Annotated in this window: 26 protein-coding genes and 1 pseudogene; 13 read left to right on the top strand and 14 right to left on the bottom strand. The window is 26.3% G+C overall.

What is annotated here, in order from left to right; all coding sequences use genetic code 11:
- From celB to BLO14_RS04990, 3 genes are all read left to right on the top strand, one after another.
- Window positions 1-1217 (top strand): PTS cellobiose transporter subunit IIC (gene celB, locus BLO14_RS05000; RefSeq protein WP_091973628.1); only part of this gene is annotated, 1217 nt, incomplete at its 5' end.
- A 287-nt stretch (window positions 1218-1504) separates the two neighbouring features.
- The gene (resT, locus tag BLO14_RS04995) at window positions 1505-2854 is read left to right on the top strand and encodes a telomere resolvase ResT (protein ID WP_091973622.1); all 1350 of its coding nucleotides are present in this window, start codon (window positions 1505-1507) and stop codon (window positions 2852-2854) included.
- An 86-nt stretch (window positions 2855-2940) separates the two neighbouring features.
- A complete protein-coding gene (locus tag BLO14_RS04990) occupies window positions 2941-3387 on the top strand; it encodes a hypothetical protein (protein WP_091973619.1) in 447 nt (148 codons plus the stop codon).
- Here BLO14_RS04990 and BLO14_RS04985 read toward each other — a convergent pair.
- The 3 genes from BLO14_RS04985 to BLO14_RS04975 all read right to left on the bottom strand — a co-directional run bounded on the left by BLO14_RS04985 (window position 3371) and on the right by BLO14_RS04975 (window position 6914).
- Complete coding sequence (locus tag BLO14_RS04985) at window positions 3371-3652, bottom strand: acylphosphatase (RefSeq protein ID WP_091973616.1); 282 nt, start codon at window positions 3650-3652, stop codon at window positions 3371-3373. The two genes, BLO14_RS04990 and BLO14_RS04985, sit on opposite strands and share 17 nt — an antisense overlap.
- An 86-nt stretch (window positions 3653-3738) precedes the next feature.
- Window positions 3739-5367, bottom strand: coding sequence for a PTS transporter subunit EIIC (locus BLO14_RS04980; protein ID WP_091973613.1), 1629 nt, complete (start codon window positions 5365-5367; stop codon window positions 3739-3741).
- Between the two features lie 302 nt (window positions 5368-5669).
- Entirely contained in the window at window positions 5670-6914 is a 1245-nt protein-coding gene (locus tag BLO14_RS04975; protein ID WP_091973611.1) for an ankyrin repeat domain-containing protein, read from the bottom strand.
- A gap of 101 nt (window positions 6915-7015) precedes the next feature.
- On the opposite strand from BLO14_RS04975, the gene BLO14_RS04970 reads away from it, so the two are divergent.
- Window positions 7016-7567: a hypothetical protein gene (locus BLO14_RS04970; RefSeq protein ID WP_091973607.1), complete on the top strand. Its 552-nt coding sequence runs from the start codon at window positions 7016-7018 to the stop codon at window positions 7565-7567.
- A gap of 7 nt (window positions 7568-7574) precedes the next feature.
- On the opposite strand, the gene BLO14_RS04965 is transcribed toward BLO14_RS04970, so the two are convergent.
- A complete protein-coding gene (locus BLO14_RS04965; RefSeq protein ID WP_091973605.1) occupies window positions 7575-8270 on the bottom strand; it encodes an ImmA/IrrE family metallo-endopeptidase in 696 nt (231 codons plus the stop codon).
- 46 nt (window positions 8271-8316) lie between these two features.
- On the opposite strand from BLO14_RS04965, the gene BLO14_RS04960 reads away from it, so the two are divergent.
- The 4 genes from BLO14_RS04960 to BLO14_RS04945 all read left to right on the top strand — a co-directional run bounded on the left by BLO14_RS04960 (window position 8317) and on the right by BLO14_RS04945 (window position 12211).
- The gene (locus tag BLO14_RS04960; protein ID WP_200780519.1) at window positions 8317-8829 is read left to right on the top strand and encodes a hypothetical protein; all 513 of its coding nucleotides are present in this window, start codon (window positions 8317-8319) and stop codon (window positions 8827-8829) included.
- Window positions 8804-9310, top strand: coding sequence for a hypothetical protein (locus BLO14_RS04955; protein WP_091973602.1), 507 nt, complete (start codon window positions 8804-8806; stop codon window positions 9308-9310). Before BLO14_RS04960 ends, BLO14_RS04955 begins: the two co-directional genes overlap by 26 nt.
- 81 nt (window positions 9311-9391) lie before the next feature.
- Window positions 9392-10747 carry an NCS2 family permease gene (locus tag BLO14_RS04950; RefSeq protein WP_091973599.1) on the top strand — a complete coding sequence of 452 codons (1356 nt, stop codon included), beginning with the start codon at window positions 9392-9394 and terminating at the stop codon, window positions 10745-10747.
- Between the two features lie 108 nt (window positions 10748-10855).
- Entirely contained in the window at window positions 10856-12211 is a 1356-nt protein-coding gene (locus BLO14_RS04945) for an NCS2 family permease (RefSeq protein ID WP_091973596.1), read from the top strand.
- A gap of 288 nt (window positions 12212-12499) precedes the next feature.
- Here BLO14_RS04945 and ospC read toward each other — a convergent pair whose 3' ends face one another.
- Entirely contained in the window at window positions 12500-13132 is a 633-nt protein-coding gene (gene ospC, locus BLO14_RS04940) for an outer surface protein OspC (protein WP_091973593.1), read from the bottom strand.
- A gap of 269 nt (window positions 13133-13401) precedes the next feature.
- Between ospC and guaA the strand changes: the two genes are divergently transcribed.
- The gene (gene guaA, locus BLO14_RS04935; RefSeq protein WP_091973591.1) at window positions 13402-14937 is read left to right on the top strand and encodes a glutamine-hydrolyzing GMP synthase; all 1536 of its coding nucleotides are present in this window, start codon (window positions 13402-13404) and stop codon (window positions 14935-14937) included.
- A 24-nt stretch (window positions 14938-14961) separates the two neighbouring features.
- A complete protein-coding gene (gene guaB, locus BLO14_RS04930) occupies window positions 14962-16176 on the top strand; it encodes an inosine-5'-monophosphate dehydrogenase (RefSeq protein ID WP_091973588.1) in 1215 nt (404 codons plus the stop codon).
- A 290-nt stretch (window positions 16177-16466) separates the two neighbouring features.
- Here guaB and BLO14_RS04925 read toward each other — a convergent pair whose 3' ends face one another.
- On the bottom strand, window positions 16467-18059 hold the full coding sequence (locus BLO14_RS04925) for a peptide ABC transporter substrate-binding protein (RefSeq protein WP_091973585.1): 1593 nt from the start codon (window positions 18057-18059) through the stop codon (window positions 16467-16469).
- Between the two features lie 606 nt (window positions 18060-18665).
- Between BLO14_RS04925 and BLO14_RS04920 the strand changes: the two genes are divergently transcribed.
- Window positions 18666-19163 carry an oligopeptide permease-like protein gene (locus BLO14_RS04920; RefSeq protein ID WP_091973582.1) on the top strand — a complete coding sequence of 166 codons (498 nt, stop codon included), beginning with the start codon at window positions 18666-18668 and terminating at the stop codon, window positions 19161-19163.
- A 271-nt stretch (window positions 19164-19434) separates the two neighbouring features.
- On the opposite strand, the gene BLO14_RS04915 is transcribed toward BLO14_RS04920, so the two are convergent.
- The 5 genes from BLO14_RS04915 to BLO14_RS04895 form a co-directional block, all read right to left on the bottom strand.
- Complete coding sequence (locus BLO14_RS04915; protein WP_091973580.1) at window positions 19435-19983, bottom strand: chromosome replication/partitioning protein; 549 nt, start codon at window positions 19981-19983, stop codon at window positions 19435-19437.
- A gap of 67 nt (window positions 19984-20050) precedes the next feature.
- Entirely contained in the window at window positions 20051-20818 is a 768-nt protein-coding gene (locus tag BLO14_RS04910) for a ParA family protein (protein ID WP_091973577.1), read from the bottom strand.
- Window positions 20794-21312: a DUF226 domain-containing protein gene (locus BLO14_RS04905; protein WP_091973574.1), complete on the bottom strand. Its 519-nt coding sequence runs from the start codon at window positions 21310-21312 to the stop codon at window positions 20794-20796. The genes BLO14_RS04910 and BLO14_RS04905 overlap by 25 nt, the downstream gene beginning before the upstream one ends.
- A complete protein-coding gene (locus tag BLO14_RS04900; RefSeq protein ID WP_091973571.1) occupies window positions 21302-22231 on the bottom strand; it encodes a plasmid maintenance protein in 930 nt (309 codons plus the stop codon). Before BLO14_RS04900 ends, BLO14_RS04905 begins: the two co-directional genes overlap by 11 nt.
- Before the next feature lie 121 nt (window positions 22232-22352).
- Entirely contained in the window at window positions 22353-23387 is a 1035-nt protein-coding gene (locus BLO14_RS04895) for a hypothetical protein (RefSeq protein WP_091973568.1), read from the bottom strand.
- Window positions 23388-23529: 142 nt separating this feature from the next.
- On the opposite strand from BLO14_RS04895, the gene BLO14_RS04890 reads away from it, so the two are divergent.
- A complete protein-coding gene (locus tag BLO14_RS04890) occupies window positions 23530-24111 on the top strand; it encodes a hypothetical protein (protein ID WP_091973565.1) in 582 nt (193 codons plus the stop codon).
- A 20-nt stretch (window positions 24112-24131) separates the two neighbouring features.
- On the opposite strand, the gene BLO14_RS04885 is transcribed toward BLO14_RS04890, so the two are convergent.
- From BLO14_RS04885 to BLO14_RS04875, 3 genes are read right to left on the bottom strand one after another with little or no spacing between them, the layout of a single operon-like run.
- Window positions 24132-25229 carry a DUF871 domain-containing protein gene (locus BLO14_RS04885; RefSeq protein WP_091973562.1) on the bottom strand — a complete coding sequence of 366 codons (1098 nt, stop codon included), beginning with the start codon at window positions 25227-25229 and terminating at the stop codon, window positions 24132-24134.
- A gap of 11 nt (window positions 25230-25240) precedes the next feature.
- On the bottom strand, window positions 25241-25558 hold the full coding sequence (locus BLO14_RS04880) for a PTS sugar transporter subunit IIB (protein WP_091973559.1): 318 nt from the start codon (window positions 25556-25558) through the stop codon (window positions 25241-25243).
- Window positions 25559-25566: 8 nt separating this feature from the next.
- Window positions 25567-25914: a PTS lactose/cellobiose transporter subunit IIA gene (locus BLO14_RS04875; RefSeq protein WP_091973556.1), complete on the bottom strand. Its 348-nt coding sequence runs from the start codon at window positions 25912-25914 to the stop codon at window positions 25567-25569.
- Window positions 25915-26124: 210 nt separating this feature from the next.
- Between BLO14_RS04875 and BLO14_RS04870 the strand changes: the two are divergent.
- Window positions 26125-26325 (top strand): annotated as a pseudogene (locus BLO14_RS04870) (PTS chitobiose transporter subunit IIC); the annotation flags it as partial.

Here is a 26325-nt window from a genome sequence, read left to right as displayed (position 1 = left end):
CCTTTTTGATAGTTGGTTCTTTTATTTTGCTTTTAGTTAATTTGCCCTTTACAGATCCTGGAACATTATTATATCAACAGTGGTATGTTGATATAATGGCCAAATATAAAGGAAATCTTGTTCAGCCATTTTATGTAAGTATGGGTATTATGTCCATATTTGTTGTTTTTGGTATTGGTTATAACTTATCTAATCATTACAAACTTAGTGGGATTACGGGGGGATTCCTGTCTCTTTATACATTTTTAATTTTAGCTGGTCAATCAGATTGGATACCTTACGGGGGGGATGCTGCTAAATGGGGAATTCAGCCTAATGCGTGGTTTCCTGTAATTGATGCAAGATATTTTAGTGCTCAAGGAGTATTTACAGCTATTATCTCTGCTATTTTTTCTGTTGAAGTTTATAAATTTTTAGTTCAAAGAAATATGGCAATTAAACTTCCAGAGTCTGTTCCGCCTGCTGTTTTAAAATCTTTTGAAGCTTTAGTTCCTGTTATTGTACTTTCAATTGTAGCTCAAAGTGTTAATATTGCTATTCAAAGTTCTGTAGGAAGCCTTTTCCCCGAAATAATTATGAACATGTTTAGGCCCGTTCTGCGAATTAGCGATACTTTAGTTGGGACTTTAACGATTTCTTTCATTGTTCATATGTTGTGGTTTTGTGGTCTTCATGGTACCAATGTTATTATTGCCTTGCTTAATCCTATAATTCTGACAAATCTTGATTCTAATATTAGAGCTCTTTCTGACAATCTTCCACTTCCTCATATTTTAGCGGGGGGATTTCTTGATTCGTTTGTGTATATTGGTGGTAGTGGCGCAACTTTAGGCCTTGTTATTGCTATGATGTTTAGTAAATCTCAGCATCTAAAGGCCATGGGTAGACTTTCGTTTGCTCCTGGTCTTTTTAATATCAATGAACCTATTATGTTTGGGGCACCAATAGTTTTAAATCCTATATTAGGTATTCCTTTTTTACTTATTCCTATATTTAATATAATTGTCGCATATACTCTTACTAATTTTGGAATTATTGAAAAAGTCAGAACTCTGGTTCCATGGACAACCCCTTCCCCTATTGCGGCTTTTTTTTCTACAGGGCTTGATATTAAAGCTTTTGTTTTGGTTTTATTATTATTGATTATTTCGGTATTTATGTATTTACCCTTTATAAAGGCATATGATAAGGTTTTGCTTTTACAGGAAAAAGAATAGTAAATTTTTTGAATTGTTATTGCAAAATTTGTGATGAAAATACCAGAGAGCTATTTGCAGATAGCTCTTTTTTAGGCAATAAAAAATTTATTTAAAATCTTCTTTTTGTTGATTTGTATTTTAAACCAACAAAAAGATTGCCTAGTATGAATAAACATCATCTTTGATGATGTTTATTCAGTAAATTACAATATTGCATAATTTAACTGAATAAATAGGTATGTTTTTAGAAAGTCAGTAATTTTTTACTTAGTTAAAAATTTTAAACTTGGTATAATTAAATTAACATGCCTCCAAAAGTGAAGATAAAAAATGATTTTGAAATATTTAGAAAAGAATTAGAAATTCTATATAATAGATATCTCAGTAATGAGCTTTCGTATTTAAAATTGAAAGAAAAAATAAAAATTCTTGCAGAGAATCACAAAGCTATTCTTTTTAGAAAAGATAAATTTACTAATCGTTCAATAATATTAAATCTTTCGAAAACCCGTAAAATAATTAAAGAATATATTAATCTTTCGGTAATTGAAAAGATTAAAAGAGACAATACTTTTTTATTTTTTTGGAAATCAAAAAAAATAAAAGAATTAAAAAATATAGGAATTAAAGACCAGAAAAAAATAGAAGAGTTAATATTTTTAAATCAAATTAATAATGAGAAGCCCTATTTTCAATATTTTATAGATTTGTTTGTAACTCCAAAATGGTTAAATGATTATGCTCATAAATATAAAATTGAAAAAATTAATAATTATAGAAAAGAACAGATATTTGTTAAAATTAATTTAAATACCTATATTGAAATAATTAAGCTTTTGCTAAATCAAAGCCGAGACATTAGGTTGAAATTTTATGGGGTTTTAATGGCAATAGGTCGTCGTCCTGTTGAAGTAATGAAGCTTTCTCAATTTTATATTGCAGATAAAAATCATATTCGTATGGAGGTTATTGCAAAAAAGCGAGAAAATAATATTATTAATGAAGTTGTTTTTCCAGTTTTTGCAGATCCCGAATTAATTATTAATTCTATAAAAGAAATACGCTATATGGAGCAAACCGAGAATCTGACTAAAGAGTTAATCTCTTCAAATCTTGCATACAGTTATAATAGATTGTTTCGTCAAATTTTTAACAACATTTTTGCTCCCGAAGAATCTGTATATTTTTGCAGAGCTATTTATTGTAAATTTTCTTATCTTGCATTTGCGCCCAAAAACATGGAAATGAATTATTGGATAACAAAGGTTTTAGGACACGAGCCAAATGATATAACAACGGCCTTTCATTATAATCGGTATGTTTTAGATAATTTAGATGATAAGGCAGATAGCAACTTATTAAAATTGCTTAATCAAAGAATTTATACATATGTTAGACGTAAAGCCACCTATTCTATTCTTACAATGGATCGTTTAGAAAGTTTGATAAAAGAACATCGTATTTTTGATGATAATTATATTAAAACTTTGATTGTAATTAAAAATTTGATGTTGAAGGATAATTTAGAAACTTTAGCAATGGTTAGAGGATTAAATGTTAAAATTCGTAAAGCTTTTAAAGCTACATACGGATACAATTATAACTACATAAAACTTACAGAATACTTATCTATAATTTTTAATTATAAATTATAGTTTTTGCTTATTTGAATTTTAGTTATTGTTAATACATTTTTAAAATATTAGGAAATATTTTATTAATAAGATATCATATAATTGATATGAAAATAGGTCTTCGTTATTTCTTTAAAAAAATTTCAAAATCTAATGACAATAGAACGATTTATATTTCTTATCTTTATGATAAACTGGCTTCAGTTAAGCCAGCAGGAGATTGGCTTAAAATTTATTTTAAAGATTCCAAAAGAGGTAAAAAATATTTTATTCTTTTTAATAGGCATGGTTCAAATGGCAGTTTTATTTCATGTAAATTTTTAAAAACATCTTGTAATTGTGGGCTTGATATTAAATTTTCTGATGGCAATTTGAATATCTTTTGTAGAAACAGGAAATCTTTAGAATTTTTGAAATTTAAAGTTGAGCATTTTTTTAGATCTGCTGCTTCTTATTCTAAGAATAACAATTCTAATGTGAGCAATGTTAAATTAAGGACTAAAAAAGTTAAGGCACTTGTCAAACGAGAAGTACGTTCTAATAATAAATTTTAAAGTTATTAAATTGAAAAGGATAGTTTTCATCTAAAGGTTTTTTTTCAATATTTTCAATATTTGAATACCCATTCCCATTTTTTAATAGTTTTTCAAATTTTTTTATTTGTTCTTTAGTGTTAAAGAAAGCTACAATTTCTACCCTCCCATCGTTTAGATTTTTTACAAATCCTTTTAACCCTATATTATTTGCTATTTGCTCTGTGAAAAATCTGAAACCAATACCTTGGATTTTGCCAGAAATAAAATATTGCTGTTTATACATTATCACCTTCTTTGCATAGAATCTATCCAATAGAAAAATTTCAAAATTTTTCTATTGGAAGAGCTGTTTTTATATTTTTTAAAATATCACATAAGCTTATCGATTTCCATTTTTATATTATCAGATAATCCCCCAAATACAATTTGAAGACTATTTCCTTTTCTTAATATTCCACTAGCACCCAGATTTTTAAAATATGCATCTGATTTAATGAATTCTATTTGTTTTAGATTGATTCTTAGTCTTGATGCACATGCATCAAGATATGTAATATTATCTTTTCCCCCAAGACCTTCTAATACCTTTGAAGCAGTTTCTGATAAATTTGTTTTTTCCAAATTTATTTTATCTTTTTCCATTTCTTCATCTTCTCTTCCCATTGTTTTAAAATTGAATTTCATGATTGCAAATTTAAATATAAAGTAAAATCCAATAAAGTAGAAGATTCCCAAGATGGGAATTGCTATCCAATTTGTTTTGCTATTTCCCTGAAGTATCCCAAATAGAAACATATCTATAAATCCTCCAGAAAATGTTAGTCCAACTCCTACGTTTAAAAGATGTGTTAAAAGATACGCCAATCCAAAAAGGGGAACATATATAAAGTAATAAAGCGCTGGTGCTGCAAAAAGGAATGCAAATTCAAGAGGCTCTGTAATTCCTGTCAACATTGATGTAAAGCTGGCAGATAGTAGCAATGAAGCTACGTTTTTTCTGTTTTCAGGCTTTGATGTATGGTACATAGCAAGTGCAGCTCCAGGTAATCCAAAAATCATAACAACAAATTCTCCGCTGAAAAACCTTGTTCCTTTTGCAACTTCAAAGTGTGTAGTATTGGGATCTGCAAGTTGCTTGAAGAATATATTTTGTGCTCCTGATATGAGTTCTCCATTTATTTCCAATGTTCCGCCAACAGCTGTTTGCCAAAATGGTAAATAAAATATATGGTGAAGTCCAAACGGAATTAAAGATCTTTTTATTGCTCCATATGCAAATGTTCCAAAAAGTCCCGATTGTTCCACAATTTTTCCAAATGAAGTCATTGCACTTTGGATAAAAGGCCAAACAAATGTTAAAAGTATTCCTACTGCAAACATTGTTATTGTGGTTATGATTGGCACAAATCTTGTACCTCCAAAAAATGCTAAAAATGTAGGTAATTGAATATTATGAAATCTGTTATGAAGAAAGACAGCAACAAATCCCGCTACTAATCCCCCCATTACGCTCATTTGAAGAGAGAATATTCCAAGTACATTTGTATATTCCTGACTTTTTGCAGTTGCAGCCGTTTCAGGCATTCCTAATTCCAATAGTGCTTTTAAGCTTGCGCTTTCTGGTGTTATTCCTTGTATGTACAAGATTCCATTTATAGTTTGATGCATAACCAAAAAGCCAACTACTCCTGCTAAAGCTGCTGTTCCTTTTTCTACTTTAGCAAGTCCAATTGGAATTGCTGCTGCAAACATTAAAGGAAGGTTAGCAAAAATTACTTCTCCTGTATATTTCATAAGATAAAGTATTGAGTTCGCTACAGTTCCTTTTCCAAGTACTTCTTCTAATCCATAAGCTTGAATCATTGTTTCGTTAGTAAATGCTCCTCCGATTCCCAATAAAATTCCGGCTGCTGGTAAAAGTGCTATAGGAAGCATAAAAGCTTTTCCTATTTTTTGTAATATTGTAAATATAGATATAGATGCGGATGATGTCGACATAATTTTCCCCTTTTTATTATGTATAAGTTAATTAATTAAAACAATTAATTTGAATAATACGCTTAATATCTTAACAAGATTTTTCAATCTTGTAAATATTAGCATTGAATAAATAACAATATATTAAATTGCTGTTTAATAAAATTTTGTATTTATAAAAAGTGTTAAAGATTATTTTCAATTTAATTTCATGCCATTTGCTAGCAATTATTTCAAATTAAATTTATGGCTTAATAAATTGGATTAATTCGGTTTAAAATGTTGTTGTCATGCTAATTTAATTAGTAATTAGCATGACAAAGTTAAATTTCGATTAAATATTTATAGATTTCGCTAGTTTTATCAGAGTAATCTATAGGTAATTTGTTATCGCTATCTCTGATATTTGGATTAGCGCCTTTTTTGATAAGCGATTGAATAAATTTCAATTCATATTTTTGAATTATGGCATTATGAAGAGCTGTTTGAGAATTTTGATTTGTTAAATTAATATTAAATTCTTTTGTTATGAAATAATTTATAATATTTTTTGCTTTTACATTTATTGCATAGGTAAATATTGGATTGCCGTTAGAAAATATTGTGTTTAATGAAAAAATATTATTATTTTTTGCTAAAAATTCTTGAAACTCATCGAGTTTATCGTTTTTAATTAAATTTTGTAGTTGCTTTTTTTTCTCAATATACAAACCATATTCTTTTTTGATTTTTATTGTCTTAAGAAAATTATCTTTATTCTCTTGCAAGTCTATGTAATAAGGGCTAGCTTCTATATTATTTTTATAATATTCTATGGGGGTGATGATATTGCTTTCATCAAGATAGTAAACGTTTATTAGTTCTTTGAAGTGTATATTTTTATTTTCTGGGATCAGATTAAATCTGACTTTGTAGCTTTCGAATTCTCTAAAGGGAATTAAATTGTAATTTTGATCGTAAAACAGTAATTCTGTTATTTGTCCGTTTGTATCTTTTGCAACAGGAATAATATTCCCATTCTCATCGATACTTATTTCTGTATTTTCTCCGTTTAGAATAGGTAATTTATATTTATTATAAATAGGAGTAATATTTTCTTTTATTTGTTCTAATTTTTTCTTAATTTCTGAATTTGTTGCTTTTGCATAATTTTTATAATTTGTTTGAATTTCATAAGAACTTTTACCGATGTTTTTAGCGTATTCCTCAAAACTAGCATTAAACACCGTATATATTGGATCAAATTTTGACATCAACTCCATTCTTATTGGTACTGGAAAATTTAGTAGGTACTTTTTAAAAAATTGTTCGTTTATCTTATGTATTTCAATAAATTCTTTTTCAAAAATATTGAAATTTTCCAATAATTGCTTTTCAGTAAAGTAATAAGATAAATTTGAGCTGATAATAAAAAGAGCAAAAAAAGTTACATAATATAGAAAGTATAAATTTTTTAATTTATCTCTGATTTTATTTCGTAAGTTTTTATTGAAAATTGTAAAAGATAGAAATCCAATAACAAGGTACCCAGAATATAGAAATATTTTGCTTAGCACATAATAGCTCATTTTATATCCTTTTAAAGTTTATTTTTAAATTATATCAAAATATTTCTATGTTTTTTATTTACTTTACTTTATTTTACTAAAAGCATACAATTAAAGCCTAAATGAAGAAGTTTTTAATTCCTGTTTATTTTTTATTGTTTTATAGTTGTTCAACGATTTCTTTGGTTGAAATACCAGAAAAAGATAAAATAGATTTAACTGTCTTAACATCTTTGATGTATTATCCTGATTTAAAGATTTCAAATTTTAAAATAAAAGATTATGAACATTTATATCGTTCATCTGACTTTGAAAGTTTGAATGATATTCAAAATAGTAATTATATTTATGTTGCCGAATCTAATTTTAATAGTAATATTAATTTTATTAAAGACCTTTTTATTTATAATAGAAAATTATATAGAATACTTATTGCTTATAGCTTGACTCAAGGGGCATCTTTTAAGGCAGAAGTTTTATCTTATCTTGAAAAACAAAAAATTATGGAAAATTTTTCATTGAAAATAAATTTTCCAACTGCTAAGAAATTTATGAATAATAAATATTGGATTGTAATTGCAAAAAATCATTTAGATTCCCTTATTAAGAGTAAAGATTACTTAGTTTTAGCTAATGTAAAAATGGAATATATACTCAAAAAGTTTTCAATTTAAAAAAAAATTACTCTAGATCTTCAAATATTCTTTTAAGTTGTTCTTTTTTTCCAAGTTCATATTTTTCCAAATCAAGAGCTATTGATTCTTTAATTTTATCTGTATTATGTATGTAAATGCTAGCTTCTATTTTTTGTTTTGTGTTTTTAATTTTTAAAAATTTTTTATTCTTTTTTATTTTGTCTATTTTGCTAAGATCATTAAGTATGCTTAATTTTAAATAAATTGTATTTTCGGTTACTTGAAATTCTTTTGCAATTGTTTTTTGAGAGCACTCTCTAAATTTATATTGAGATAATTTTAATTTCAATGTGGTTGTTGGAACTAAAATATTTGTTGCAAATATATTGGCTTCTGTTACCATTTGGTTATCTTGAATGTCATTATAATAATGATCATTTTTAGATAGATTTTTAATTTGATCTTGATGCATCAAATAATGTCCTAAGTACTTTGCTATTGTAAATCTTTTATTTTCAAGACTCATGTTTTCATTTATATATAAAGATTTTTCATTTAATTTAATATATCCTGAAAAATCTTTATGTTTATCTTGAAAACTTATTTCAAAAATTTTAAGATCTTCTTCCATAGCAATTTTTATTATAGGAACAGGAATAAGTAATATTTTATGTTTTGATATTATATAATCCGAATAGACTTTGGAATTTTCAATATAAGAGCTGAAGCTGTTTTTATTCATTCAATATAAATACTCTCCTTTCTGTATTGTATAATATAAGTTAATTATGAAATATAGTTTTTCTTTGATTTTAATGGTTTTTATTTGTTTTTCTTGCAAGATTTTAAATATTGCCGAGGATTTAGAAAAGAATTTTGAAAAAATTGAAAGAGCAGATTATTTTCTTTATTTTTATCCAGATAGTCAAATCTATATAAAAAAAGATAAATCTAGCAATAAATTTACTGTTTTTTTAAATGTTATGCTAGACTCAAATGTAAATTTTACTAACGGATATTTGAAATTAATTCAAGACAATAAATATATTGGAAGTATTGCCATTTCTAAAGTAGTTAGCATTGGAAATTTTAAGTTTTTATACGTTAATCTTGATAAAGACAATTTCACTCTTATGTCAAAAGCTTTAACTCCTTACAAAAAGCTAGTATTTTTATTTAACGATGATTCTTTTCAAGTTTGGACTAAGGATACTCTGCAATATGATCCAAGATTTATTGATGTTAATTTCAAGAATACTAAAAATACTTTAGAATATGCATTTAAAAATAAAATTTTATAAAAAAATTTACATATTATTGTCTGTTTTGCAAATTTTTAAAAAATATTTATTATTTTTTAATCCAATGTTTTTAATATTGTCTTGTTCTACAATATCTTTTGAAGGCATTCCTGAATTAAAAAAAGATTCCAAATATATCAAATTAATTAAAGAAAATAATAAAATTTCTTTAAGACATTATTTTACTATTTCTAATAAGTGGAATTTAAGGTACAAAGAACCTTTATTTTTAAAAGTTGGAAATGATATAATTGCATTATTTCTAGTTAATCGTTATAAGCTAATTGATTATAAATATCTTCAAACCTTTTTTAGCGTTGGAAAAGATATTTCTTTAAAAGCTTATTTAAAACTTATTAAAGCTAGAAAATTTGTTATTACAAATAGTTCTGAAAGGGTTATTAAAACTATTGTATTTTCGAACTTATCCGATAGTGAAAATATTCTTCTTCAGAACAATATGATTAATGATATTAAATAGATCTTTAAAAAAGAATTAAAGGGTTAAAAAGGTTGATTTTTATTGTTTAAAATATTTTAAACAATAAAAAAGGAAGGTTTTATGGTAGAATGTGTAAAAGATTTATTTTTCCAGTTTAAAAACAGTAATATTAATTATAAAAAGGAAATTTTCGCAGGCATTACTACTTTTTTAAGTATGTCATATATTATAGCTGTTAATCCAGCAATATTATCTAACACAGGCATGCCAATTGGTGCGCTAGTCACTGCAACCTGCCTTACCGCAGCATTCTCTACCATATTAATGGGACTTTATACTAATACACCTCTAGCATTAGCTTCCGGAATGAGTTTAAATGCATTTTTTGCATTTTCTGTAGTAATTGGAATGAATATTCCTTGGCAAGTTGCATTAACTGCTGTTTTTGTTGAGGGACTAATTTTTATTCTTCTATCCTTTTTAAGGGTAAGAGAGCAAATTATAAATTCTATTCCAATAAATCTAAAATACTCCATTTCAGTTGGAATAGGACTTTTTATTGCTTTCATTGGTTTTGTAAATGGTGGCATCATCATTAAAAATGATACCACATTGGTTGGAATAGGATCATTTATTAACTTAAAAGTTCTATTTACATTTTTAGGATTATTTTTTATTGTAATTTTTGAACATATGAATGTGCGAGGAAGTATACTTTGGGCAATTAGTATAGTTACTCTTACAGCTTGGACATATGCAATATTTGATTTAGAAGGTGCAAAATCTATTGGAATACATCTTCCTAATGGGATTCTAAAATTTGAATCTATTAGCCCAATATTTAATCAATTAGATTTTTCCTATGTTTTTAGTGATCATTTTTGGACTTTTATATCAATAGTTTTTATTTTCTTGATCAATGATTTGTTTGACACTGTAGGTATTTTAATAAGCGTTACAACAAAAGGTGGCATGTTGGATAAAAACGGAAAAATTCCTAATGCAAAAAAAATATTATTAGTCGATGGTATTGCTACTACTGTTGGAGCAATAATGGGAGTTTCTACTGTTACTACTTATATTGAAAGTTTTACAGGAATTGCTGAGGGCGGCAAAACGGGCCTTACTTCAGTTGTAACCGGAGTATTATTTTTATTTGCAGTTTTTTTTGCTCCCCTGTTTATTGCCGTTCCTGCTAGTGCAACTGCTGCTGCACTAATATATGTAGGATTTTCAATGTGTAGAGAAATAATAAAAATTGATTTTTCTAATATTAGAGAAAATATTTCTAGCTTTTTAATATTTTTTTTAATTCCTCTAACTTATAGCATTTCTTCAGGATTTTTTGTTGGAGCAGTATTTTACATTTTAGTAAATTTATCATTTAATCTTTTTAGCAAAGAAAAGATTAAAATTTCTCCTATAATGCTAATATTGTGCTTAATTTTTATTATTAAATTTATTTATGGCTATTGATGTTTTTATAAAATTTAATTTATCACCACATTTCACTAGCAGATCAAATTTAATAAATGGAGTTGGTGTTATTTTTGGTATAAAATAAAATTTGAGGAGCAATTTATGATGAATCAATCCAAAGAAACATTGTTATTTCAATTTAAAAACAACACTATAGACTATAAAAAAGAAATTATTGCGGGTATTACCACTTTTTTAAGTATGGCATACATAATAGCTGTTAATCCGGCAATATTATCTAGCACAGGCATGCCAATTGGTGCATTAGTTACTGCAACTTGCTTAACATCAGCATTTTCTAGTATATTAATGGGGCTTTATACTAATACCCCTATTGCACTAGCACCGGGCATGGGTCTTAATGCATTTTTTGCATTTTCTGTAGTAATTGGAATGAATATTCCTTGGCAAGTTGCATTGGCTGCTGTTTTTACTGAAGGGCTGATTTTTATTGTACTTTCACTATCAAGAGCTAGAGAAAGTATTGCAAATTCCATACCAGTAAATTTAAAATACTCTATCACAGTTGGAATAGGGCTTTTTATTGCTTTTATCGGCTTTGTTAATGGAGGAATTATAATTAAAAATGATGCCACATTGGTTGGGATAGGATCATTCATTGACTTGAAAGTTTTATTTACATTTTTAGGATTATTTTTTATTGTAATTTTTGAACATATGAATGTGCGAGGAAGTATACTTTGGGCAATTTGCTCAGTCACTGCCATAGCCTGGACATATGCGATCTTTAATCCAGAAGGCGCAGTTACTGCTGGAATCCGTTTTCCAGACGGAATTTTAAGATTCGAATCTATTAAACCAATATTTAATCAGTTGGATTTTTCCTACATATCAAGCAAACATTTTTGGAGCTTTATTACAATTGTGTTAGTATTGCTGTTCAATGATTTATTCGATACTTTAGGCACCCTAATAGCAGTAGCAGCAAAAGGTAACATGTTGGATAAAAACGGAAAAATTCCTAATGTTGGTAAAATATTTTTAATTGATGCCATTGCTACTACTGTTGGAGCAATAATGGGAGTTTCAACTGTAACAGCATACATTGAAAGTTGCACAGGAATAGAAGAAGGTGGCAAAACGGGACTTACAACAATAGTAACGGGAATAATGTTCTTTATTGCAATATTTCTTTCACCATTGTTTATTGCTGTTCCTGCTAGTGCAACTGCTGCGGCACTGATATATGTAGGATTTTCAATGTGCAGAGAAATAATAAAAATTAATTTCTCCAATATAAGAGAAAATATTTCCAGTTTTTTAATACTTTTTTTAATTCCCTTAACATACAATATCTCTTCGGGAATAAGCATTGGAATAATATTTTATGTTTTAATAAACATAATACTTAATTTATTGGAAAATAAAAAAAATAAAATCTCACCAATAATGGTGATACTGTGCCTAATTTTTATTAGTAAATTTATTTACGGTTATTAACTGATTCGCTATTTATAAAAAAAATTTAAAATTTGCAATTTCAACAAACTAAATTATAAAAAAAGGTTTTTGGCATCAAAGCATTTCGCCTATTGAATAACTTTATAAAAACATAAAACCAAAGAAACTACTCATTATCTTTAAAATCATTTAATCCCCATTTAAAATGGATTTAAGAAATTTTTAAAAAATATAAAAAAATAAAAGCCAAGAAAAATTCTTGACTCTATATTGACTTTATTTTTCCAGTTACTTTTTTAAAACAAAAAAATCTTATATATTGTTTAATTAAGGTTTTTTTGGAGTTTCTGCCTCAACAGGGCTTGTAAGCTCTTTAACCGAATTGGTTAGTGCTTCTTGAGCTGATTTTGACAAGCTTTCTACTGATTTAAATAACTTTTCAAGTTCTTCAGCACCCTTATCTTTAGCCCCATTTGTTTTTAAAATAGCTTTTTTTGCAGCATCATCAGTAGCATCATTTTTACCAAGGTCTGCGTGACTATCTTTTAGTTTTTTAGTAAAAGCTTCAGAACATTTCTTAGCATCTTCAATTTTTTTATTTAATTCTGCTGAATTTTTCAATACACTCAATTTTTGTGTTATTAGGCTTGATATTGCATAAGCTCCTGCTAACAATGATCCATTCTTATTCGCTTCGACAGCTAAATCATCGCTATTTTGTATTTTTTTACCAATAGCTTTAGTAGCAAGTTCATCTATAGATGAAAGTAAAGCCTCAATTTCTTTAACGGCTAGTACAAATGCATTAGAATCTGTAATTTTTTTACTTATTTCTGTAAGATTAGGCCCTTTTACAGACTCATCAACAGAATTGATAGTAGAACCATCTTTCCCTGAATTATTACAAGATATAAATAAAAATAAAGTCATTAATATTGCACTTAATGTATTCTTTTTCATTAATTTGTGCCTCCTTTTTATGAATTATTAGTCCAACAATTTTTCTTTTCAATTTTTTATATAAAAAAAATAATTTTTCAAGAGTCATATTTTAAATAATTTTTCAATAAATTAACTTGAAAAACTTGAAAAATTATTTAAAATATGACGAACAAATAGTCTTAATTTGATTTCAAAATTGACAAAAGCAAAGCTAAATATGCTATTATTAAATTAAATGTGCTTTAATTTAATAAGAAAACCTTTACTTATTTTTAAGGACTTGTATGATGAATACTCGTGCAATACTAATATTAGATTTTGGATCTCAATATAGTCAGCTAATTGCAAGAAGAATTAGAGAAATTGGCGTTTATACAAAAGTAATGCCTTACTGTACCCCTTTAAAAGAAATTAAAAATATGAACATTGCGGGAATAATACTAAGTGGGAGTCCTGCCTCTGTTTATTTAAAAGAAGCCCCCACCTTGAACATGGAAATTTTTAATTTAAAAATACCTGTTTTAGGCATATGTTATGGAATGCAAATAATTGTTAAATTATTTGGGGGTATAGTATCTAAAGACCGCAAACAAGAATACGGAAGCTCTGAAATCTTTCTAAAAGATGAAAAATCTCTTTTATTTTCAGAACTTCCAAACAAATTTCAGATTATTATGAGCCATGGAGATAGTATTGAAAAAATTCCCAACAATTTCAAACAATTAGCTTTTACAAAAAATTGTATTGCTTCCATATCGAATGAAACTCAAAAAATTTATGGCCTACAATTTCACCCAGAAGTAACTCATTCTGAATTTGGTGATCAAATACTTAAAAATTTTGTTTTTAAAATTTGTCAAGCTCAAACTAATTGGTCATTAGAAAGCAATATAGAAACCATTGTAGAAAAAATTAAGCTTAAAGTGGGTAATAAAAAAGTTATTTTGGGGCTTTCTGGTGGCACAGATTCTTTAGTTTGCGCGTTACTTATAAAAAAGGCAATAAAGGAAAATTTAATCTGTGTTTTTGTAAACACTGGATTACTGCGTAAAAATGAAGATAAAAAAATACTAGAATTAAAGCATCAATATGATCTAAATATAAAATACATTGACGCTTCTGCAAAATTCCTGAACCATTTAAAAAGTATAAGTGATCCTGAAGAAAAAAGAAAAATAATAGGAAAAGAATTTGTAAATGTTTTTGAAAAAATTACTCTAGAAGATCAAAACATAGAATATTTAGCTCAAGGAACAATTTATTCTGATGTAATTGAATCTAAATCAAAAAATAATGATTCTTCAAAAATTAAATCTCACCACAACGTAGGTGGACTTCCAGATAAAATGCGTTTAAAACTTTTAGAACCCTTGAATGAATTTTTTAAAGATGAAATAATTCAAATCGGAATAAATCTAGGAATTAAAAAAGAAGCTCTTTATAGACACCCATTTCCAGGTCCAGGACTTGCCATAAGAATAATCGGAGAAATAACACAAAAGAAGATCAATATCTTGCAAGAAGCAGATAATATTCTCACAGAAGAGCTTTTTATAAATAATTTATATTATGAAATAAGACAAGCATTTGTTGTATTACTGCCTGTCAAATCTGTAGGTGTAATGGGGGATCAAAGGACATACGAATATACAGCTGTCATTAGATGTGTAAATACTCAAGACTTCATGACTGCGGAATGGACTGAACTTCCTTATAATTTTTTAAAAAAAGTTTCTTCAAGAATAATTAATGAAGTTAGGGGTATAAATAGAGTTTGTTACGATATATCTTCTAAACCTCCATCAACCATAGAATGGGAATAATAAAAACAACAAAAAGGAAACTTTATGACAAACAAGATAATAAAAGAAGCTTTAACTTTTGATGATGTGTCTCTAATTCCAAGAAAATCCTCTGTATTACCTAGTGAAGTTAGATTAAAAACACAATTGACAAAAAACATAACCTTAAATATACCATTTTTAAGCGCAGCTATGGATACTGTTACAGAAAGTCAAATGGCAATAGCTATTGCTAAAGAAGGAGGAATAGGAATTATACATAAAAATATGTCAATAGAGGATCAAAAAAAAGAAATAGAAAAAGTAAAAACATATAAAGTCCAAAAAACTATTAACACCAATAAGGATACAAAGGAACAAGCAAGCAAAATACTTCTAACCAAACAACATTTAAAAGAACCCGAGATATACAAAAATGCAGAACATAAAGAAGATTTTCCTAATGCATGTAAAGATTTAAATAATAGACTAAGGGTAGGAGCTGCTGTTTCCATTGATATTGATACTGCAGAACGAGTTGAAGAGCTTGTAAAAGCACATGTAGATCTACTTGTCATAGACTCTGCCCACGGACATTCTACAAGAATAATAGACCTTGTCAGAACAATTAAAAACAAATATCCAAACTTAGATCTTATTGCTGGCAACATAGTAACTAAAGAAGCCGCATTAGATTTAATCAACGCAGGAGCAGACTGTTTAAAAGTAGGAATAGGTCCGGGTAGTATATGCACAACAAGAATAGTTGCAGGGGTTGGTGTTCCCCAAATAACAGCAATCTGCGATGTTTATGAAGTTTGCAAAAACACAAATATTTGCATTATATCAGATGGCGGAATTAGGTTTTCAGGAGACGTGGTTAAAGCTATTGCAGCAGGAGCTGATAGCGTAATGATAGGTAATCTTTTTGCAGGCACAAAAGAATCTCCTTCAGAAGAAATAATTTATAATGGAAAAAAATTTAAATCTTACGTTGGAATGGGCTCTATTTCTGCCATGAAAAGAGGTTCTAAATCAAGATATTTTCAACTTGAAAACAGCGAGCCTAAAAAATTAGTCCCTGAAGGAATTGAAGGTATGGTGCCGTATTCTGGAAAACTAAAAGATATTTTGACGCAACTAAAAGGCGGATTAATGTCTGGAATGGGTTATTTAGGAGCAATCACAATATCTGATTTAAAAATAAATTCTAAGTTTGTAAAAATAAGTCATTCCTCATTAAAAGAATCCCGTCCTCACGATGTTTTTGACATACCATAAGAACGTAAAAATATTAATCAAATTAAATAACTACCATCTTTTAAAGATTAAAATATTGCATCCTCCTTTTGAAGGAATAACAACATTGATAAGAGAGGAATAATGAAAAACAGAACAATATCATCTATTTTTGCAATATTTTTTCTAGCATTAATACACTCAGCATTTACCCTATTGAAAAATAATAACTCTAAAATAATAAAATCAATAAGAAATGAATTTTTATTTTAAGAATTCATTTCTTATTTTTGTTTATAGCTAACTCAAAAGATCTAGCTATAAACAATAAATTATTGAACTGGCTTTATTTCAGATAAATCAAATCTCTCCGAAACATTTGGTTCCCAACCTTTCCACTTATCATTCCTAAAAAGATAACTAGAAGAAGCTATATTAATAAATATAGCTGGAAAATCTCTTTCGATTATTATCGCCTCTGCTTTTTTTAAAATTTCCTGTCTTTCAAAAATATTTCTTTCATGATCTGATTTTATTAAAAGTTCATCGTATTCAGAATTTGAATATCCATAGGATGAAAAAGCTGTATTTTCGGTTTTAAAAATGTTTAAGAATGTCATGGGATCAGCATAATCTCCTGACCATCCCGCCCTTATTATTTCATAATTACCATTTACCCTGCTATTTATATATGTTGACCATTCTTCATTTTCAAGCTGGACATTAATATTTAAATTTTTCTTCCACTGATTTTGAATAAATTCAGCAATTTTTCTTTGTATATCATTTATATTATACTTTACTTTCAATAAAGGGAAATTTTTACCATTAGGATATCCTGCGCTCATCAAAAGCTCATTAGCCATTTTAGCATCAAATAAGCTTAAATTACTTTCGTAAGAGTAATCAATATAATTTGGCGTTGCTCTTCTTGTAGGAATAGAACCATCATTAAGAACGCTCTCTGTTAAAGTTTTTCTATCAATAGCAAAAGATAGAGCCTTTCTAACTTCAACATTGTCAAGTGGTTTTACTTTGGTATTTAAAGAATAAAAATAAGTTACATTAGTACCTGATGAGTAATAATCATCTCTAAGTTTAAGATCTTTAATTAAATCTGGTGGAACATTATTAAAAATTGCATCTAATTCACCATTTAAATACATGTTATAAGCTGTAATGCTATTATCTGTGACAAAAAATACAATGTTGTCAAGAGCAACATCTTCAGATTTATAATATTTATTGTTCTTTTCAAGAACAACCTTTTCATTCAAAACTCTAGATTTTAATTTGAAAGGACCACTAACAACCATATTTTCAGGATTTGTCCAATTCTGTCCATACTTTTCAATAACGTGCACCGGTACAGGAATAAATGTTTGATGTACTAACATATCAAGAAAGTATGGCTTTGGGGATTTTAGCGTTATTTCTAAAGTTTTCTCATCAAGAGCTTTAATTCCAAGATCAGACTCATTCACTTTACCATCAAAGTATTCTTCTGCATTTTTTATAGTAGACTTAATCATGTTAACAAGAGATGAACCGGTTTCTTTGTCTAAAACTCTAAGATAAGATTTTCTTATTCCCTCAGCAGTAATAGCAACTCCATCGCTCCAAACAAGATTGTCTCTTAAATGAAACGTATAAACTACTCCTTCATCAGAAATATCCCAACTTTCAGCAAGTCCTGGCCTGTATCCCCCAGTTCTGGGATCTCCATCTAAAATGCCGAGAAACATTTGACTTGCAATATTTGATCCAACCGTATCGTTTATCAATTGAGCATCTAAAGTAGCAGGTTCACTTCCAATATTTAGTTTAAACACCAATTTGCTTCCATCATTTTCATTAACACAAGAAATAAATAAGATTACATTGAGAAATAACAAAGCTTTTAATTTTTTTATCAATATTTTCATATCAGCATCCTTACAAGTTTTTATAAATTCAAATTTTGCCTATATTTTATTATATATGAAATGTGATTTCACATTAACATTATTAAAAGCATTTGCCTATTCTCAAAAAAACATTTATATTTTATTCCTTATTAAAAAGAAAATATACTACATTTCAATTTTCAATCTTTATCTGGGTATACTCCAATTGTTTTAATGATTATAATCATTATTAAATTATAGAAAAATAGTTTTTAAATTTTATATTTTTATATTTAATAATTCCCTTATGGAAATAAAAGTTTTTTATAGCAATTTTGTTGCTATAAAAGCAATATACTGCAATACTAAACAAAAATCTTAACCAAAAAGCCTTAAAAACAAGGACTCAAAAATTAAAACCAACCTTTTATTTATTAAAACTAGCTTTGTGAGTATTTTAAAAATACTCACAATATTGGTGAAAAAACATTAAATAGTTTGGAAAACAAACTTTATGAATCTATTTTTTCAAAAAAATTATGTTAAAAAATAATGATTAATTTATTAAAATTGTTTGCAATGATCTAATAAAAAATATATTATTATGTTCATTAATCTATAATTTTTTTACCAAAGGAGAGGAATATGGAATTATATCGAGATCAATTAAAATTTTTAAAATTGTTGTTATTTTTTTTATTAATATCTTGCACTTCCTTAAACGTTGAGCATGATCAATTTGGAAAAACATTTAGAATATACCAAAGTTTAAACAAAAATGCAGAACTTAAAGGGATTTTTAATTATAAAACGGGAATAACTAAAATAGTTTTATATACAAAGTTTAGGAACCATAGTATAGCAGAGCAGACGCCTTTATTGCTACCAGATGGAACTAGAATTGAAGGAAAAATAAGTCACAAAAGAGATAATAACCATTTTTATGGAAATTGGATTAATTATTCCTCATTTGTTTTGTCCAAGTCTTTATTAGAAAGGATGGTAAAAGAAGAAGATGCTTCCTATAAAAACGATGAAATTAAAATTAAGATTGGATTAGAAGATTTAAGCTTGAAAAAATATAAAATTTTGGATTTCTTAGTAATGATTGAATCAATTGAAAACAAAGAATATAAAAATTGATTTTTATGATCTTTATTGATTTTCTATTTCCTATTTAGAACAAGTATTTTTTAAAAAATAAAGTTTATATAAAAGATATATAAGTTCTATATTAATAATTTGTGAAAATGACAAAGGCTACCGCAAGGTAGCCAACTTATTATTCTAATCAAACAACAAGAGCGAGACATTGCATCTCAATCTATATAGATTATTATATAGTATTTTATTTTTTTGTAAAGTGTTTTTGAAACATTTTTTATGTGTAGCTCTATTTTATAAATTTAGAATATTATTTTTTATTTCTTAAATTGTCATATTTATTTTTAATATTTTTAAGTAATTTTTGATTGTCATAATATAACTCTTTTAACAAGAAACTTACAAAGTTTGTATTTGATTTATAAAAATCAAAGCTTTTTTCGTCTTCAATTTTTATTCTAAAGGATTTATTTAACATACTCTTTGGATTGGCTATAATACTATTATTTTCTAAAATTTGTATAGCGTAATATATTCCTTTTTGTAAAATTAGTTCATAATTGATTTTACCACTGTCAATTCCTATTGCTAGTTTTATATATCTATAAACAGTAGTTTTTGCAATATTATAATCTTTTATGAAATGACCAAAGCTTTTATATTTGTCAATAACGTAATATTTATTATCATTAATTTCTTTTAAAATTCGGGCCGTTTCGATTTTATTATAAGATTCCTCTTTTATCAAAATTTGTAGTTTTTCTTTTAATTTTAGATATCTGGATTCTCTGGTTTTTTTTATTTCATTTTCATTGAGTTCAACCCTTTTAACAATTTCTATTTTTTTATTTAATTTCATTTGTTATTTTTACTCCATTGTATACTTTCAAATTAGTTCCATATGGAACTGCTAGTTCCATATGGAACTAATTTGAAAGTATACTTAAAAAATTTTCAAGTACACTTTCGTAAGCTTTATAATAATCTTCATTGGGATTAAAGTCTTCTCTATAAAAAATAGCTTTACGTAAATTATCCCTTTTGGGTATACTTCCTAAGAATCTATCTTTATATTCACATTCAATAAACTTTTTAAGTTCTTTATCAATATTTTGTCTTTCAATAAATTTGGTTATCAAGTAAAATGTTGGCAAGTCCTTTCTAAAAAGGTCGTGAAGTCTACTGGTTATTAAATCTAAACTTTCAATTGCCCATTGATCTGTTGGTAAAGGTATAATTAAGTGATCTGTGATTATCAAGCTATTATTGAGCAAACTTCCTAATGTAGGTGCTGTATCCATTATAATGTAGTTATATCTATTTTGAATAAAACTTAAAAAAATTTTTAGCAAATTTTCCTTTAATGAGATATTTTCTTCATTAAACTTGCTTAGGTTTATATGACTTGCTATGAAATCTGTATTGCTATTTATTTTAATTATCGAATTTTCTATATCTATTTCCTTTTTGAGAACTTTGTAAATATTAATGTCTTTTAAGCTAAGATTATTTTTTCTTATAATATTAATATAAAAACTTGTGCTACTTGCTTGTGGATCTAAATCTATCAATAATATTTTGTTATTATTATTTTTTTTGGAAAGTATGTTTGTAAACATTAATGCTGTTGTACTTTTTCCTACTCCTCCTTTTATTGATGCTATGGTTATTATTTTTGGTTTTTTTTCATCCAATTTAATATTCCTTTATTGCTTTCATATTTTTTACTATAAAAATTATGTATTTCTTCTTCAATTTTTAAAGTTCTTTCTAAAAGAGATTTATAAAAAGTTTTATTTTTATTTTTATTTTTGGTTAGTATATATAGACTTCTTAAGTAACAAAAAACACTTCCTTTTTTAAATTTGAATTCCATATAAAATATTTTTTTTAATCTTATAGTTTTTTTTTCTCCTTTTTCTGAGTAATTTATTATGAATGGTTTTGAAAGGTTTATAAAGCCATAAAAAATTCCTAAGAATTTGTCATTTTCTTTTATTGAAAATAAATGAAAGCTTTCGTATTTTTTATTGTTGAAGATGTTTCTGAAACATAGCCAAAATTTTCCTTTTTTGGGCTTTGCTTCAAAATTATTTATCATACTAAAGATTTTAGTATGATAAATAATTTTGTTTTCTAATCTTTCGATTTTATTAAAAAATTTTTTTTTAGGTTCTTTATTTTTCATTGGTTTTTTTATACTTTATTTTTTGATTTTTTATGAGATTTCTCATTAATAAAATGGCATTTTTTATATTATTTGATTTGTGAATTTGGTTTTCGTATTCAAATTTTTCTTTTTTTTTTATTTTGTTTTTATTTTTAAATTCTATTATCAAGTCATTAAAATCTGTATATTTAAAGTTTTTTGCCATAAACCATATTTTTTTTTTCTTTCTTTTCAAATTCTTTTTGAAGAATTTTATTACTTTTGTTTCTTCATATTGACATAATTCTTCCAGAAAATCTTTTAAATTCCATAATGAATTTTTGTAGCTTGTTGCGTTTTCTGTGATTTTTTTTATTTCTTCTAAATTTATTTCTTTTGATTTTTTTTTAATTTCTTTTTCTAGGAAGTTTATGGTTTTTTTTATGTTTTGTTTTTTACAGAAATATTCAGAATTCTTGTAATTTTTACTTATATTGTTACTTAATAGATGTGAATTTATTTGATATGAAATTTTGTATTTTTGAGATTCTTCTATTATTTTGATTTTTTCTAGTTCCTTGTTTTTTGATTTCTCATGTTTAATTCTTTTATTCATAAAATATTCGGTACTAATAATTTTTTTTGCTAATTTCTCAAGGGCTTTATTTATTGTGTAGTAAGTAAAGCTACCATTGTTTTTTCCAAGTGGATTGAAATGACTTTTAATTAATCCCAAATTTTCAAAAATTTTTATATCGTTTTGTATTGTTCTTTTAGTAACCTTTTTAAAACCTTTTTTCTCCAATATAGAATTTGTCATTACTACAACATTGCTTAGAGAGTATTTTTTTCTTGATATAAAGTAGTTAGCGCTTAGTTTTTGAATGACCCAAAATATTTTCAATCTTCTGTCTACTACTTTATTAAAAGGCGTCTTATTAGTTGTTAATTGATACATTTTAAGCTCCTATCGTTTGATCTTTTATTGCATTAAGCATTGCAATTAATAATAATACACTTATTAAGAAAAGTAAAGTTTTATTGTTGAATTTACAATCAAGCAGGAAAGATTCAATAAGTTAAAATTTATGTCTGCTTGATTGTAAATTCTTTATACAATGATCCACTTCTTTTAAGAATTTTAGAAGAAGTGGTTTGTATATTTCAAATATAAATTCACCTTTTTCTCCGTAAGATTTTAATTTTAAACTAATATCCTTTTCAATGTTTTTTGTCAGCTCGATTATCTTTTGTGGACTTAATACTATATTTAATGTTTCTTTTATTGTTTTTGAATCCTTTAAAGTTCTCATGGGAGGCTCAATTTTTAATTTTCTATCATTTTCATCATAAATAGAATTTAGAAAGCGTAATTGATCAGAGTATAAGCTTAAATTTAAAAACAGAATATTTAAATTTTCGTAGGGGTAATAATTTGCTATAATAAATGCTTCGTAAGTTTCTAAGGGGGTATTCGATTTTTCAAATAATTTTGGAATTTGCATGCTATAGATATAATAATCCTCTATATCATTATATTCTGTTTTAAGCTCTGTTTTTTCAATTTCAATTTTTCTATTATCAATACGTTTTTGCAATATGCTTTTAGATATTTTAGTTTCTTTATCAAAATCTGTTAAATATTCTAAAATATGCTTCTTGTTGAATTTTGTGCTATGCGATACATTCCAATTGTCCTGAAAGTCGATGTTAATGTATTTTCCTATGCTTTTATCATAAATGTGGGTTAATAGATCTCTTGAATTAGTTAGTGAAATACTAATAATGCTTTTATTAAAGCTGGATTTTACTTTAAGTACTGCTTTATATTCTAAGTAATTAATTTTTTCTTCATTTATCAAAATACTTTCAGGATTTATTTGTAGTCCTTTTTTTCCTATATAAATATTGACTTTAAAATTTTCTTTTTCTGTTAAGGGGTTATATATTCCCACAATAGATATTTTATCATCATAATTTCTGCTTATTATTGAGTCTTCTTGAAATTTTAGTTTTCCTAATTTATGACTTGTATCATGTAGATTAAAATTACCATTTGAAATGGATTTGCAACCTAAAATTAATAATAAGGAAATATTTTTAAGGTATTTCATTTTTTATTCCTTAAGTGATTCTATATAAATGTAATTCTAGTGCAATAATTATATTCTTTTTGATTTTAATTATTAAAGAATTTGTTATACTTTTTATGTAAGTTTTTAATTAATATTAGTATATTTTATGAGTAAATCTTAAATGAAAAAAAAAATAATTTTCTTTTTACCTTTATTCTTTTTTTTATTTTCATGCAATATTAGTGCATCTTCAGTTTTTATTAAATCTTTAGATGAAGCAATGAAAATTGAGATTGGTTTATATGAATCGTTGGGAAATGGTAAATTTAAAACAGGCACTCATACTAAGGATTATTTTAATTCTATTAAAGATATTAGTTCTTATTCTTATTTTTTTATTTTAGATAAATTTAATAATAATATTATAATGAAATTGGCTTTAAGTTCTAAAAAAGCAAGTTTGTTAACCTATGATTTTTGTATTCTTTTTGATCATAAATTTAAATTAACAATTTCTAATTTAAATTCAAATGAACCTGAATTTAACGTTATTAATAGTTTTAACAAAGAAATTGTTTTTAATTTGGATGATATAAAAGCTATTAATTGGGACTTTGAACTTAAAAATTATATTGAGGATCTCAACTCTGCTACTAATGAATTTATATATTTTCTTGACAGTTCTGGAAATTTTGATTTAAAAGAATCTTACATTACTATTTATTATTATGTCCTTAAATCAATTGAAAAATTTTTACAATAAATAAACCTTTATTAGGATATTTATTTGGTTTCTATTATTTTGAATTTTTCCCAAGGTTCTATTTTTTCAAGCAGATATATTTCGTCATTGACTATTTTACCAACTATGTTTATAAGGCCATTGTTTGGGGTATCTTTTAGTGCTATTTGAAGTTCTCCTGCATAACCTAAATATTCTGAAGAGTCTATTAAGATGTCTCCCTTTTTGATTTCATTTGGGGAATGAACAGGGAATTTTTTATTATTGTAGTACATTCTTGGCATAGTTGATCGAATTCTATAAGAATTAATATCTCCTCTATTAAAATGTAAATTTTCAAGTATTATTTCTCTTTCCACTGAAGTTGCTTTTGGATTTAATTCTGCTTTGAGCTCTAAAACATTTCTGTTTACTTTTGAAACTTTTTTTAGTTCCGTTTCACTTGGAAAACAATTAGAAATTAGGACAGTGTCTATGCCTTCTTTGAAAAGATCTTTTGCCTGGATTTCTATATCTTTAAATCTGTGTGATTCTAGTGTAGGAACACCTTCTTTTTCTTTTCCTCGTGCACATTCTTCCGCATTGCTAGAGCTAATAAATGCAGCTGTTGGAATTGAATAATGTTTAAATATTTTTGTTGTTTCTTTAAAGAAGGTTCTTGAAAGTCCTGTATATTTGTGGGGATAAAAATTGTGACATCCAAGCAAATTTTGTATATTAGGTTTAAAATACATTATTGTGTCAATATGTTTATTTATATTACTTATGTTAAGCTGAATCTTAAGGTCAGAATCGTTAAAAGTCATCAATGACTCTTCAATACCCGTAAATGTGTTGTCTAATCTAATTGCCCAAGCACCAAGTTTTTTAAAATAATCTAGTTTTGGACAATTTCTAAGATTTGAAAGATCGATTTCCAATTCTTTGAAGATTTTGGGGCTTATATCAATAATAGGTTTCATTCCGTTCTTGTTTGCAATGTTGAGTAATTCTTTGAACATATCAAATTCATTTCCGTTAATATAGAGCAAAGAGGTAAATACTTGAGTAAATCCAAAATGAGCACTTTTCTCAAGATATTCGATAATTTTATTTTTAGGGCTTACATTGGGGTATATGGATATTCCAATTTCTTTCATTTTAACCTTCTTCAAAAAGAACTTTTATTCTTAAGTGCATTAATTGCGAGTTGCAATACTTTTCCCCCATTCATTGTTCCATAATCGATCGTGTTAATTATTTCAATTGGAATTCCTTTCGGTTTTGTGATTTCTTCAAGTCTGTTTTTATTGAATCTTGACTGTGGTGCAAGTAAAACGACATCGAAGCGGTCAATAACTTCACCAAGTCGTGTTTCAGCAATAGCTTCAATTTTTGCATTTATGTTGTTTGCTTTGGCATATTTTTCAATTCTTTGCACCAGCATGCTTGTGGACATTCCAGCTCCACATACAAGTAATATGTTCATATTCTTTCCTATTTTTTTAGTTCATTTATTATTTTGTATACATTGATTAATTCTTCAAAAATGCTTAATTCTGAAATTGCAGACATTAAATGATCTTCAGCATGAATTAAAATAAAAGGTGTTTTAACAGAGTTTGGATTAGTTGCTGATTGTTGTACTATTTTTCTATGTGTCTCATGAGCTTTTGCAATAGAGTTTCTACTTTCTTGTATAGTAAGATCTGCTTTTTCATAGTCTTTGTTTTTAGCGTATTCCAAAGCTTCTCTTAGAAAGCTTTTAGCTTCACCGGAGTAAGCTACAACAGGCATGCTTATTTTATCTATTAATTCTTCTACACTATATATTTTTTTATTCATATATAAAATATACTCCTTTTATTTATAAATTAATAATTAATATTGTTTAATATATATCATATTATATTATATATATAATATTATTTATTTTAAATAAATAATACAAAGATTTTGATATAATTGGTATTAATTAAATTATATTATATTATTAATTGATGTTATAGGTTGTTAATATAATTTTAAATTAGTTTTTATTGGAGGATGGTTTTTATGAATTTTCAAGATTTTATTGAAACTACTTTAGTTCCTATTGCTAGTAAAATTGGTTCAAATAAATATTTAATTGCTTTAAGAGATGGTTTTACTTTTTCTATGCCCTTTTTGATAGTTGGTTCTTTTATTTTGCTTTTAGTTAATTTGCCCTTTACAGATCCTGGAACATTATTATATCAACAGTGGTATGTTGATATA

The organism is Borreliella japonica (genome assembly GCF_900099615.1).
Taxonomy (GTDB): Bacteria; Spirochaetota; Spirochaetia; order Borreliales; family Borreliaceae; genus Borreliella; species Borreliella japonica.
This window is presented reverse-complemented; position numbering and strand designations above follow the sequence as displayed.